The sequence below is a fragment of the Pseudohaliea sp. genome, assembly GCF_054552115.1.
In genome coordinates, this window is record NZ_JBTOLW010000024.1 from 1 (window position 1) to 11,870 (window position 11,870).

General features: G+C 70.5%; 13 protein-coding genes. 4 read left to right on the forward strand and 9 right to left on the reverse strand.

Translation table 11 applies throughout. The annotated features are described in order from the left end of the window. On the reverse strand, positions 1-886 hold an 886-nt coding region (locus tag ACX93N_RS11795), incomplete at its 3' end, for a DUF3080 family protein (RefSeq protein ID WP_459428624.1). A gap of 22 nt (positions 887-908) precedes the next feature. Beyond that, on the reverse strand, positions 909-1,538 hold the full coding sequence (locus ACX93N_RS11800; RefSeq protein ID WP_459428625.1) for a glutathione S-transferase family protein: 630 nt from the start codon (positions 1,536-1,538) through the stop codon (positions 909-911). A 196-nt stretch (positions 1,539-1,734) separates the two neighbouring features. Between ACX93N_RS11800 and ACX93N_RS11805 the strand changes: the two genes are divergently transcribed. After that, on the forward strand, positions 1,735-2,184 hold the full coding sequence (locus ACX93N_RS11805; protein WP_459428626.1) for a c-type cytochrome: 450 nt from the start codon (positions 1,735-1,737) through the stop codon (positions 2,182-2,184). Between the two features lie 34 nt (positions 2,185-2,218). Here ACX93N_RS11805 and ACX93N_RS11810 read toward each other — a convergent pair whose 3' ends face one another. The 3 genes from ACX93N_RS11810 to ACX93N_RS11820 all read right to left on the reverse strand — a co-directional run bounded on the left by ACX93N_RS11810 (position 2,219) and on the right by ACX93N_RS11820 (position 6,087). Continuing rightward, positions 2,219-4,207 (reverse strand): UvrD-helicase domain-containing protein, encoded by a 1,989-nt coding sequence (locus ACX93N_RS11810; protein ID WP_459428627.1) that lies wholly within the window; start codon positions 4,205-4,207, stop codon positions 2,219-2,221. A gap of 67 nt (positions 4,208-4,274) precedes the next feature. After that, a complete protein-coding gene (locus tag ACX93N_RS11815) occupies positions 4,275-5,762 on the reverse strand; it encodes a YifB family Mg chelatase-like AAA ATPase (RefSeq protein ID WP_459428628.1) in 1,488 nt (495 codons plus the stop codon). A 61-nt stretch (positions 5,763-5,823) separates the two neighbouring features. Next, a complete protein-coding gene (locus ACX93N_RS11820; protein ID WP_459428629.1) occupies positions 5,824-6,087 on the reverse strand; it encodes an accessory factor UbiK family protein in 264 nt (87 codons plus the stop codon). A gap of 357 nt (positions 6,088-6,444) precedes the next feature. Here ACX93N_RS11820 and glnK point away from each other — a divergent pair, with 357 nt between their 5' ends. From glnK to ACX93N_RS11835, 3 genes are all read left to right on the forward strand, one after another. Next, entirely contained in the window at positions 6,445-6,783 is a 339-nt protein-coding gene (gene glnK / locus ACX93N_RS11825; RefSeq protein WP_459428630.1) for a P-II family nitrogen regulator, read from the forward strand. A 37-nt stretch (positions 6,784-6,820) separates the two neighbouring features. Then, positions 6,821-8,059, forward strand: a complete 1,239-nt coding sequence (amt, locus tag ACX93N_RS11830) for an ammonium transporter (RefSeq protein ID WP_459428631.1) — start codon at positions 6,821-6,823, stop codon at positions 8,057-8,059. 233 nt (positions 8,060-8,292) lie between these two features. Further along, positions 8,293-8,631, forward strand: coding sequence for a P-II family nitrogen regulator (locus tag ACX93N_RS11835; RefSeq protein ID WP_459428632.1), 339 nt, complete (start codon positions 8,293-8,295; stop codon positions 8,629-8,631). A gap of 22 nt (positions 8,632-8,653) precedes the next feature. Here ACX93N_RS11835 and ACX93N_RS11840 read toward each other — a convergent pair whose 3' ends face one another. From ACX93N_RS11840 to dapF, 4 genes are read right to left on the reverse strand one after another with little or no spacing between them, the layout of a single operon-like run. Beyond that, complete coding sequence (locus ACX93N_RS11840; protein ID WP_459428633.1) at positions 8,654-9,355, reverse strand: HAD family hydrolase; 702 nt, start codon at positions 9,353-9,355, stop codon at positions 8,654-8,656. Next, positions 9,352-10,299 carry a tyrosine recombinase XerC gene (gene xerC, locus ACX93N_RS11845; RefSeq protein WP_459428634.1) on the reverse strand — a complete coding sequence of 316 codons (948 nt, stop codon included), beginning with the start codon at positions 10,297-10,299 and terminating at the stop codon, positions 9,352-9,354. Before xerC ends, ACX93N_RS11840 begins: the two co-directional genes overlap by 4 nt. 4 nt (positions 10,300-10,303) lie before the next feature. Next, entirely contained in the window at positions 10,304-11,017 is a 714-nt protein-coding gene (locus tag ACX93N_RS11850) for a DUF484 family protein (protein ID WP_459428635.1), read from the reverse strand. 17 nt (positions 11,018-11,034) lie between these two features. Beyond that, on the reverse strand, positions 11,035-11,865 hold the full coding sequence (gene dapF / locus ACX93N_RS11855; RefSeq protein WP_459428636.1) for a diaminopimelate epimerase: 831 nt from the start codon (positions 11,863-11,865) through the stop codon (positions 11,035-11,037). Positions 11,866-11,870: the final 5 nt, after the last annotated feature.

Sequence of the window (11,870 nt, forward strand, 5' to 3'; positions counted from 1 at the left end):
CCAGCCCTGGTCCGCCGCCGTCGATCGTCGGCGGCAGCAGCTGCTGCCGCCGACGATCGACGGCGGCGGACCAGGGCTGGACGCCGCCGACGAAGAACTTGCGCACGACCGTGCGCAGCACGTCCACTTCCCCGGGCACCAGGCCGCCCGCGCAGAGCGGGCCCCCGGCTGCCCGCCGCGCCAGCACCCCGTCGGCGCGGGCGAGGGCCCCCTGCTGCAGGGTCAGCGCGGCAAGCAGCGCACCGCCATCGCCCCTTGCGACCGTGGACAGGAGCAGCTCGAAGCGCTCGTTGTCCGCCCGGTAGTCGCCGGACAGCCAGCGGGCCGCGAGGGCATCGATCGCCCGGAGGGCAGTCACCGGCTCGCTGCTGGTCTGCGCCGGGTAGTCGCCAAGGGTCGCCGGGGCCCGCCAGAAGGAACGGAACTCCTCGCTGCCGAGCGTGGCGTTGAAGATGCGCGCGGGCAGCTGCTCGCGCTTGCCGGCCGCCGCCCGGTCCAGGGTCGACGCCAGCTCGTCCCGGCCCTCGTCACGCAGCTGCTCGCTGCAGGCGGGGGCGAGGCGGAGGAACTCGAGTTCGAGCAACAGGCGCTGCGACGGTGCGGCAAGCCGCCCGAGGCTGCTGTTGCGCTTGCCCACAGTCACCTGCAGTGCACAGCCGCGCAAGGCCAGGAAATCGAGCGCGCCGATACTGTCCCGCGGTACCTCGACCTGTACCGCCCCCACCCGCGGGGGGCGCAGGGGGCCGCTGTCGCGGGCTGCGGGCGCCGCGCTGTCGAGGGCTCCCTCGAGGCGATTCACGTAGCGCTCGAGGTCGTCACCGGGGCCGCGGCTGCAGGCGCCGAGTATCGCGGCCAGCAGGAGCGCTGCGAGTACCCGGCGGGCCACGGTCTACCGGCCCCGGGGGACCTCAACCCTCGACGCCGAGGGCCTCGCGGATGCGGGCCAGCCAGCTGTGGAGGTGAGCGCAGCTCTCCGGCACCGCCTCCTTGATCCAGCCGGCAAATTCTATGGCCACGAGCAGGTCGATGTCCGCCAGGGTGACGCTGTTGCCCACGAGGAAATCCCGGCCGGCGAGGATCTTGTCCAGCGCCGGCCAGCTCTGCGCCAGCCGCTGCCGGCCGCGTTCGCAGAGCGCCGGGATCTGCGTCACCTTGAACGGGCCCGGCAGCGCGCGGTCCTCGAAGGCCGGGCTGCCGTTGCGCAAGGTCTCCGCGATGGCCATGAATACGCCGACGAACAGGTGGTGATCCCAGGACAGCACCTGCGCCCGGGCCAGGGGGCCGGCGCCGAAGAGCGGCTTGTCCGGGTGCAGCGCCTCAAGGTAGTCACAGATGCCGATCACCTCGGTCATCACCGTACCGTCCTCCAGTACCAGGGCCGGGACCGTGCCCGCCGGGTTGATGCCGCGGTAGCTCTCGCCCAGCTGTTCGCCCTTCATCAGATCGACCTGGGTGGTCGGGAGCTCGATGCCCTTGTAGGCGAGGAAGAGGGTCAGGCGGCGGGGGTTCGGGGCCGGATCGAAGGTGTAGAGGTGCATGCGGTGACTCCCTCGGGGGATGGATCGGGCCTGTAATGTAGCAGCCCCCGCAGGGCATGTCCTGCAGGCGCCCTGCGAGAGCCCTGCAGGAGGGCCGCAGGCGTTCTGAGCGCGTTCCGAACGGGTCTCGCGCGAGTTTCCGGCCGGCGGTCGAGTGGCTATAATGCGCGCCGATTAACAGGGAGGACACACCGTGTTGAAACAGATTTTTGTGGCGGCCGCGGCCGGCAGCCTGGCCCTGTCGGCCATGGCCGTTGACCTGACCGAAGAGCAGCGTGCCGAGATCGCCAAGCGGCTGGAGCCCGTCGGCTCCGTGTGCCTCCAGGGCGACAGCAGCTGCGTGAAGCAGGCCGGCGGTGCCGGTGCGGCAGCCGGTGGCGATGCGATGGCGGCGGCCACGGTGGACGGTGAGTCCGTCTACAACCAGGCCTGCGCGGCCTGCCACGGCACCGGTGCCGGCGGCGCACCGATGGTGGGCGATGTCGAGCAGTGGGCGCCGCGCATCGCCAAGGGCATGGAGGCGCTGCACAGCAGCGGTGTCAAGGGCGTCGCCGGTACGGCCATGATGGCCAAGGGTGGCCGCGCCGACCTGTCCGACGAGCAGGTGGTCGCCGCCGTCGACTACATGGTCGAGAACAGCCAGTAAGCCCCTCTCCCGGGCCGGCGGTCGCCGGCCCGGCTCAGTTGAACAGCGCCTGTAGCGAGGCCAGGGTTTCCTGGCCGCGCTCGCTGTTTTTCTTTGCGTCTGCGTCCGTTCCGCCCACCCGCTCGAGGTCGCCCTGGGGCAGCTCGTCGAGGAAGCGGCTCGGTGTCGTGTCGATCTTTTCGCCGTACTGGCGCCGCTGGCGCGCCCAGGTCAGCGTGAGCGTCTCCCGGGCGCGGGTGATGCCCACGTAGGCGAGGCGCCGCTCCTCCTCGATGGCGCCGTCGTCGAGGCTGTTGCGGTGCGGCAGCAGGCCCTCCTCCATGCCGATGAGAAACACGTGGGGGAATTCGAGCCCCTTGGCCGCGTGCAGCGTCATCAGCTGTACCGCGTCGCCGCTGGCGCGCTCTTCCTCCTGCTGTTCCATAAGATCGCGCAGCACCAGCTGGCCGACCGCGTCTTCCAGAGACCGGTTCTCCCGGCGCATGAGCTCGCCGAGGCTGTCCACCAGGAACCAGACGTTGCGCATGCGGCGCTCGGCGACCGCCTCGTCGGAACTCTGCTTCACCAGCCAGTCCTCGTAGCGGATTTCCCTGAGCAGCGTGCGCAGGGCGTCGGTGCCGCCGCCCTCGCGGGCTGCGCGCCGGGCCTTTCCGAGCAGGGTGGTGAAGGCGCGCAGCCGCTCGGCGGTCGCCGCCGGCAGCCCCTCGCCCTCGCAGGCGCGCGCCAGGCTGCTGCCTGAGGCCGCCGCGGCCCGCCCCAGCGCCGCCAGGGTTGTCGCGCCGAGGCCCCGCCGCGGCGTGTTGGCGGCGCGCAGGAAGGCGTTGTCGTCGTCCGGGTTCAGCAGGAGCCGCAGGTAGGCCATCACGTCCTTGATCTCGTTGCGCGCAAAGAAGGAGGTGCCGCCGCTCAACTGGTAGGGCACCTGCTGGCGCTGCAGCACCAGCTCGAGGAGCCGGGCCTGGTGGTTGCCGCGGTAGAGGATCGCGTAGTCGCCCCAGCGCGTGCGCCGGCGCAGCCGATGGTCGAGGATCTCGGCGACCACCTGTTCCGCTTCCGCGTCCTCATCGGCGCACTGCATGACCCGCAGTGGTTCGCCGGGGCCCAGTTCGCTCCAGAGGGACTTCTCATGCAGGTGCGGGTTATTGGCGATGAGCGTGTTGGCCGCGTGCAGGATGCGCGTGCGCGAGCGGTAGTTCTGCTCGAGCTTGATGACCCGGAGGGCCGGAAAGTCCCGGCCCAGCTGGCCCAGGTTTTCCGGGCGGGCGCCGCGCCAGGCGTAGATGGACTGGTCATCGTCGCCTACGGCGGTGAGCGCGCCGCGCGGGTCTACGAGCTGGCGCACCAGCAGGTACTGCGCTTCGTTGGTGTCCTGGTACTCGTCCACGAGCAGGTAATGCACCCGCTCCTGCCAGCGCTGCCGCGTTTCCGCGCAGCGCCCGAGCAGCTGCGTGGGCAGTGCCAGCAGGTCGTCGAAGTCCACCGCGTTGAAGGTGCGCAGCGCCTCGTCGTAGCGCTCGTAGGCGCGCGCTGCGAGCAGTGCCGCGGCGTCCTCTGCCCCGCTCACGGCAGTAGCGGGGGCGACCCCCGCGTTTTTCCACTGGCTGATGCGCTGCATGACCGCCGGGGCCTGGTCCGCCGCGCGGCCCCGTTCGCCGGCGAGGAGGTCCCGGAGCAGGGCGAGGCTGTCGAGGTTGTCCATGATGGAGAAGCCGCGCCGCAACCCGGCCCGGCCCGGTTCCGTGCGAAGAATGCGCAGGCCCAGCTGGTGGAAGGTGCTGATGGCAAGGCCCTCGGCCTGCTCCCGGGGCAGCAGCCGGCCCAGGCGCTCGCGCATCTCCCGGGCGGCCTTGTTGGTAAAGGTCACTGCCGCGACGCGGTCCGGGCGCAGACCACAGTCACGCACGAGGTAGGCGACCTTGCGGGTGATGACGCTGGTCTTGCCGCTGCCGGCGCCGGCGAGGACGAGGAGCGGGCCGTCGATGTAGCGAACGGCTTCGCGTTGCGGGGCGTTCAGGTCGTTCATCGCAGGGGCCGTGGCGGTCGGGGCGCGTAGCGTGTCACGAAGGCGGCTGCAGGGAAACCGCGAGCAGTCACTCTGTCGTCGGCTGCCGGTAACCCAGCGCCTCCACGAGCTGAGCCCGTCCGGGTGCGGTTGCCCCGGCGAGGTCCCCCAGGGTCAGCGCGACGCGCAGGCAGCGTTTCAGGGCCCGCGGTGACAGGCCGAGGCGCTCGGTCGCCTGTGCGAGCAGCTCGCGGCTGGCGTCGTCGAGGGGGCAGTAGTGGGCGAGCGTCTCGTCGTCCAGCTCGGCGTTGCAGCGGCCCTGCCGCGTGCGCTGCCGATTTCGCGCCGCGCGCACGCGTTCGCGCACCGCCGCACTGCCCTCGCCGCGGGCAGTCCGCGCGAGGAGATCGCGCGGTGGCGGCCGCGGCACGGGCACGTGCAGGTCGATGCGATCGAGGAGCGGCCCGGAGACCCGCTGCCGGTAGCGGCTGACCTGCTCCGGCGTGCAGCGGCAGGCGTGATCCGGATCCCCGTCATAGCCGCAGGGGCAGGGATTCATCGCCGCGACCAGCTGGAAGCGCGCCGGGAAGCTGACCCGGTGCCGGGCCCGCGCAAGGGAGATGCGTCCGGCCTCCAGCGGCTCGCGGAGCATGTCCAGCGCGTGGCGGCCGAACTCCGGTAGTTCGTCGAGGAAAAGCACGCCGCCGTGGGCGAGGGAGATCTCCCCGGGTCGGGGCACGCTGCCGCCGCCCACGAGCGCTGCGGCCGTCGCGCTGTGGTGGGGCGCGCGAAAGGGCCGCTCGGGCACGCTGCCCTGGCCTGCGAGGCTGTGCAGCGCGAGGCTCTCGAGCGCGAGGCGGGGTTCGGGTGGCGGCAGGAGGCCCGGCAGGCGGCTGGCGAGCATGGTCTTGCCCGTACCCGGCGGGCCGGTGAACAGAAGGTGGTGGCCCCCGGCGGCGGCGATCTCGAGCGCGCGCCGTGCGCCGGGCTGGCCGACCACGTCGGCGAGGTCCGGGGCGGGCAGGGGCGCGGCGGCAGCGGCCGCCGTGGCCTGCTCGAGGGGGCGGGTGCCGCGGAGCCCCGCGCAGAGCGAGAGCAGGTCCGGGGCGCCGAAGACCCGGCTGCCGGGTACACGCGCCGCCTCGCCGGCCGCGGCACCCGGCAGGGCCAGGCGGCGGCCGGCGTCGGCGGCTGCGATGCTGACCGGCACCACGCCGGGTACCGGCCGCAGCCCGCCGTCCAGGGCCAGTTCGCCGATGAACTCCCAGGCCCCGAGGCCCTCTGCCGGCAGCTGGCCGGAGGCGGCGAGGATGCCGAGGGCGATGGGCAGGTCGAAGCGGCTGCCCCCCTTGGGCAGGTCAGCCGGGGCGAGGTTGACGGTAATACGCCGCTCCGGGAAGGCGAAGCAGCTGCTGAGGAGGGCGCTGCGCACCCGGTCGCGGCTCTCGCGCACCGCGGTCTCGGGCATGCCGACGACCTGGAAGACAGGCAGCCCGTTTGCCAGGTGGGTCTCGACGCGCACCAGCGGGGCATCCAGCCCGGCGCTCGCGCGGCTGTAGATCATGGCGTAGTCCATCGCTCGTCCCTGAGCTGCTACGTTGCTGTGGGTCGCAGCGGCGTGCGGGCCGCCGGCCGCTTCAACCCCGGTTTTTCTCCAGCGCCTCCAGCTGTTCCAGCAGGTCGGCGAGTTCCGCCTCCAGCGCCTGCACCCGGGCCCGGGTGCGCGCCAGCTGCGCCGCCTGGGCATCGAATTCCTCGCGGCTGACCACGTCGAGGCGCGCCAGCGCGGACTGGAGCAGGAGTTTCGCGTTGCGGTCCACCTCCCCGCGAAGCCCCTCGGCCCCGACGAGCTCGTTGACCTGCTGGATGACCTCGCCGATCGGTGGTGGTTTCAGCGCCATGGGGTGCCCCCTGGTTTCACGGAGCCAGTGTAGTGGATCGCGACGGTCGGGCCCAGCGCTGCCACATGCACTATTTCAGTGCGCCGCATTCTTATGGTGCGTCGGCCCCGGCAGGTTGGCGTCGCAGGACGGCCCCGGGACCGCCCCTTTTTCTGTAACACATTGTTAGAACGATAAAAAATATTCACTGGCATACGCTCTGCTACGTCGCGGGCAGGAATCGCCAGCCGCTACCGGCCTGGCACGGTAAGCCGGCTGCGACTGCGGCGATCCGGGCGCTGTCGCGGACAGCGCCTCCTGCGAGGACACAGAACACGGGGCGCCGGTGCAGCGCCGCCAGGACATCGGGAGAGTTACATGAAACTGATCACGGCTGTGGTGAAGCCCTTCAAGCTGGACGACGTGCGCGAGGCGCTGTCGGAGATCGGCGTGCAGGGCATCACCGTTACGGAAGTCAAGGGATTCGGTCGCCAGAAAGGCCATACGGAGCTCTACCGGGGTGCGGAATACGTGGTGGATTTCCTGCCCAAGGTGAAGATCGAGGTCGCCGTCGGCGAGAGCCTCTTCGAGCAGACGATCGAGGCGATCACCAAGGCGGCCAACACCGGCAAGATCGGCGACGGCAAGGTGTTCGTCTCCCCCCTCGAGCAGGTTATTCGGATTCGCACCGGCGAGACCGGTGAAGAAGCCATCTGAACCCGCTTAACAGGACGTCGAGACGAGAGTGAATCCCATGGAAAACGATATCTTTCAACTGCAGTACGCGCTGGACACGTTTTACTTCCTGGTGTGCGGGGCGCTCGTGATGTGGATGGCTGCCGGCTTCTCCATGCTCGAGGCCGGCCTCGTGCGAGCCAAGAACACGACGGAAATTCTCACCAAGAACGTCGCGCTCTACGCGATCGCCTGCATCATGTACATGGTCTGCGGTTACGCGATCATGTATGGCGGCGACATCTTCCTGTCGACGATAGCCGGTGACGGGGTGGCCGGGGCGGACGAGCCCGCCACTTATGCGCCGTCGGCGGATTTCTTCTTCCAGGTAGTCTTCGTGGCCACGGCCATGTCCATCGTCTCCGGCGCGGTTGCCGAGCGTATGAAGCTCTGGGCCTTCCTCGCCTTCGCGGTGGTCATGACCGGCTTCATCTACCCCATGGAGGGCAGCTGGACCTGGGGCGGCAACCCCGTTTTCGGCCTTTATGCGCTCGGCGACCTCGGCTTCCTCGACTTCGCGGGGTCAGGGATCGTTCACATGGCCGGTGCGGCGGCAGCCCTGGCGGGCGTGCTGCTCCTCGGGCCGCGCAAGGGCAAGTACGGCGCCGACGGCAGCGTCAACGCCATCCCGGGCGCCAACCTGCCGCTGGCGACGCTGGGCACCTTCATCCTCTGGATGGGCTGGTTCGGCTTCAATGGCGGCTCGGTGCTGGCCACGGCCAGCGTCGAGAGCGCCAATGCCGTCGCGGTGGTGTTCATGAACACCAACACGGCGGCCGCCGGCGGCCTCGTCGCCGCGCTGCTGACCGCGCGCCTGATGTTCTGCAAGGCCGATCTCACCATGGCGCTGAACGGCGCCCTGGCCGGCCTCGTTGCCATCACTGCCGGGCCGGATACGCCGAGCGCGCTGCAGGCGACGATCTTCGGCGCGATCGGCGGCGTCCTGGTCGTGTTCTCGATCATCACCCTGGACAAGCTGCACATCGACGACCCGGTCGGTGCAATCTCCGTCCACGGCGTGGTCGGCCTGCTGGGCCTGCTCCTGGTGCCGGTCACCAACGGCGAGAACTCCAGCTTCACCGGGCAGCTCATCGGTGCCGCCACGATCTTCTTCTGGGTCTTCATCACCAGCCTGATCGTGTTCTTCGTGATCAAGATGGTGCTGGGCATCCGCGTCGGCGAAGAGGAAGAGTACGAAGGGGTGGATCTCGGCGAGTGCGGCCTCGAGGCCTACCCGGAGTTCGTCACCCAGAAATAGCACAAGCTTGCGGGCGCATTGAAAAATGCGTTTTTAGGGGGCCCCCGGGCCCCCTTTTTTTTGTCCGTGGCGACTGAGAGCAGTATCCCGCACCTGCCCCGGCCCCACGCGATGAACCTTTTTCCTCATCGCCCCGGAATCGTACGATCGGGTTTGTCATCTGTGCTTTTGTCCTTGCCACCCGCCCCCTTGCCTTCCTATCATCGCGGTTCAATCCCCGGAGACGCGCGACCATGAAGCTTGTTACCGCGATCATCAAACCCTTCAAGATGGACGACGTGCGCGCCGCCCTGTCCGATATCGGCGTGCAGGGCATCACCGTCACCGAGGTCAAGGGCTTCGGCCGCCAGCGCGGCCACACGGAGCTCTACCGGGGCGCCGAGTACGTGGTGGATTTCCTGCCGAAGCTGAAGCTCGAGATCGCGGTGGCCGAGGGTCAGCTCGACGCTATCATCGAGGCGATCATCAAGGCGGTCAACATCGGCAAGATCGGTGATGGCAAGATCTTCGTCACGGACCTCGAGCAGGTCATCCGCATCCGCACCGGGGAGACGGGCGAAGAAGCCGTCTGAGCCCCGCTATCCGCCGGCCCCGCTAGAGGGCCGCCAGCGCCGCCGGCAGTTCCGTAAGCTGCTTGACCGTCGCATCGGGACCGGCGCCCTGCGCGGGATCCCAGGGTGCGGCGCCCGGGTTGAACCACACCGTCTTCAGGCCCGCCTCCCGTGCCCCGGCCACGTCGTGGGCGGGGGAGTCGCCCACGTGGGCGATGGCCGTCGCCTCGACCCCCGCACGTTCGATGGCCGCCCGGAAGAGATCGGGCGCCGGCTTGCTGGCGCCGACCTCCTCGGCGAGGAAGGCGAAGTCGAAGTAGTCCCCGGCGTCGGTCCTGTAGATGTCGGCGTTGCCATTGGTCAGCGCGCCGATGCGGTAGTGGCGGGCAAGCTGCTCGATCACCGCCAGCGCCTCTTCGTACAGCTCCACCTTGTGCCGTTCGGCCAGGAAGGCGGTGAAGGCAGCCTCGGCGCCGGACCGCGCCTCCCGCTCGCCGTAGCCCGCCTCTCGCTGCAGCTCGTAGAGGAACTGCCGGCGCATGTCGCTCACGTGGTGCGCGAGCCGCGGCTCGCGGCGCAGCAGGGCCCGCTTGCGTTCGAGGAGAGCGTGGTCGTCAAGGCCGGCGAGGGCGCCGGGGCGGTGTCGCTCCAGCCAGGCGCGCTGGGCGGCTTCGGCGCGCAGGAGTGCGGGCTCGACGTCCCAGAGCGTGTTGTCCAGGTCGAAGGTGACCACGGCAACGGTCATTCGTCGTCTCCGCCCGCCCGGTCTCCCCGGCGACGGGCCCGGGGGTGGGCGGCATCGTAGACCTTTGCGAGGTGCTGGAAGTCCAGGTGGGTATAGATCTGGGTCGTGCCGATGTTGGCGTGCCCCAGCAGTTCCTGTACGGCGCGCAGGTCGCCGCTGGACTCGAGGAGGTGGCTGGCAAAGGAGTGCCGCAGCATGTGCGGGTGCACGTCCTGGCGCATGCCGCTGCGCCGGCCCTGCAGCCGCAACCGGGCCTGGATGTTGCGAAGGCTGATGCGACGGCCCCGGCTGCTGGTGAACAGGGCGCGGCTGCCATCCGCATCCGCCTGCAGCGAGGGACGGACCCGCAGCCAGGCCTCCAGCGCGTCGAGTGCGACGGTTCCCACGGGGACGGTGCGGGTCTTGCGGCCCTTGCCGGTTACCGTGACCAGGCGCTGCTGCCGGTCGAGATCATCGACGTCGAGGGCGACGAGTTCCGCTAGGCGCAGGCCCGAGGAGTAGAACAGCTCGGCGATGGCGCGATCGCGGACCGCCAGCGGTGAGCTGTCGTCGAAGGCGAGATACTGCTGCAGCTGGTCCGGGTCCAGGGTGCGCGGCAGCCTGCGCGCGCGCCGGGGCGCCTGCACGGCGGCCGCCGGGTTGCGCGGGTGCCCGGCCTCGCGGCCGAGGTAGTTGAACAGCGAGCGGGCGGCCGAGAGGGCGCGCTGGATACTGCCACCGGCGAGGCCGCGGCGGTGCAGGCCGCCGACCCAGTGGCGGATATGCGCCTCCTGAACCTTTTCGGGGTGGTAGATGCCCTGCCCCCCGAGCGCGTCGCCCAGGCCGGTAAGGTCGCGGGCGTAAGCGGCGACGGTATGCGGCGACAGCTGGCGCACTTCGCGCAGGTAGGTCAGAAACTCGTCCACCGCCGTGGCGAAATCCACGGCCTCCCGCGCGGCGCTCACGGCCTCAGGCGTCCGCTGCCGGCGCCCCCTCGCGCTCGAGGCGGGCGAGGATGCGGCCGATCACCGCGGCGAGGTGTTCGAGGAAGAGGGTCCCCATCTGGCTGTGGTAGCGCTTGGCGTCGTCGCTGCCGACGGCGACGAGGCCCCGGTCGCCGTCGAAGTCGAGGGGGGCGAGGGCCGCGGAGCCGGCACCGCGCGCGCCGGGGAACAGGTAGCCGAACTCCTCGGCGCGCAGCGCCCCGCAGGCGGGCTTGCCGCCGCGCAGGAGACTGCCCAGGTGCGCCTCCACGGCCCGGCGCTCGGCACAGCGGCAGGCGCCTTGCGCGGGCCCCTTGCCGTAGACCACCAGGGCCGCGTGGGGCGCGTCGAAATGCTCGCTCATGCCCTGCTCGAAGCGGGACAGCAGCTCTGGCAGGTCCCCGGCCTCGAGGAGCGAAAGCACCAGGGCGCGGGTACCCCCGTAGAGGGCCTCGTTTTCCCGCGCGGCCTCGGTGAGTTCCTTGAGGCGGTGGCGCAGGTCGACGTTGCGTTCGCGCAGCACGCTGACCTGGCGCTCGACGAGCGAGACCGCGTCGCCACTCCCGTGGGGGATGTGCAGGGTGCGCAGGAGTTCCGGGTGGCGCTGGAAGAAATCGGGGTTGTCGAGCAGGTAGTCGCGGAGCTGCGACTCGTCCGGTACCGCCTCGGCGGCGCTCTGCCGCGGGTTCTGTGCTGCCATGCGCTGCGTCCTCGCCGCTAGAGTCGGATCGTGCCCTCGAAGGCTATGGCCGTCGGGCCGCTGAGCAGGACGGGCTCGCCTTCGCCGGCCCAGCTGACTGAAAGCTTACCGCCGGGCAGGTGGACTGTCACCTGCGGGTCCAGCCAGCCCTGGAGCCGGCCCCAGACCACGGCGGCGCAGGCGCCGGAGCCGCAGGCCAGGGTCTCGCCGGCGCCGCGCTCGTAGACCCGGAGGCGCACGCTGCCGCGGTCCACCACCTCCAGGAAGCCGGTATTCGCACGCTCCGGGAAAGCCGGGTGCCCCTCGATGGCGGGGCCGAGGCGTTCCAGGTCGCAATGGGCCACGTCGTCGACGTGCAGCACCGCGTGCGGATTGCCCATGGAGAGGGCGCCGACGCGGACGGTCTCACCGTCCAGGGGGAGCTCGTAGCTGAGCGCGCGGGCCTCGCGGTCCAGGGGGATCTCGGCCGGCTCCAGCCGCGGCGCCCCCATGTTCACTTCCACCCGGTGCTTGTCGAGGACGCGCAGCGTCATAAGCCCGCCCCGGGTCTCGACAGTGATCTGCCGCTTGGCAGTCAGCTTGCGGTGGCGCACGAAACGGGCAAAGCAGCGCGCACCGTTCCCGCACTGGCCGGCCTCGCTGCCGTCGGCATTGAAGATGCGGTAGCGGAAGTCCACGTCCGGGCGCCCGGGGGGCTCGGCAATGAGCACCTGGTCACAGCCGACGCCGCGGCGCCGGTCCGCGAGGCGGCGCAGGTCCCGGGGCTTCAGCTGCAGATGCTGGGTCACCCCGTCGAGGACGACGAAGTCGTTGCCGATCCCGTGCATCTTGGTAAAGCGGATCGCCACGGCGA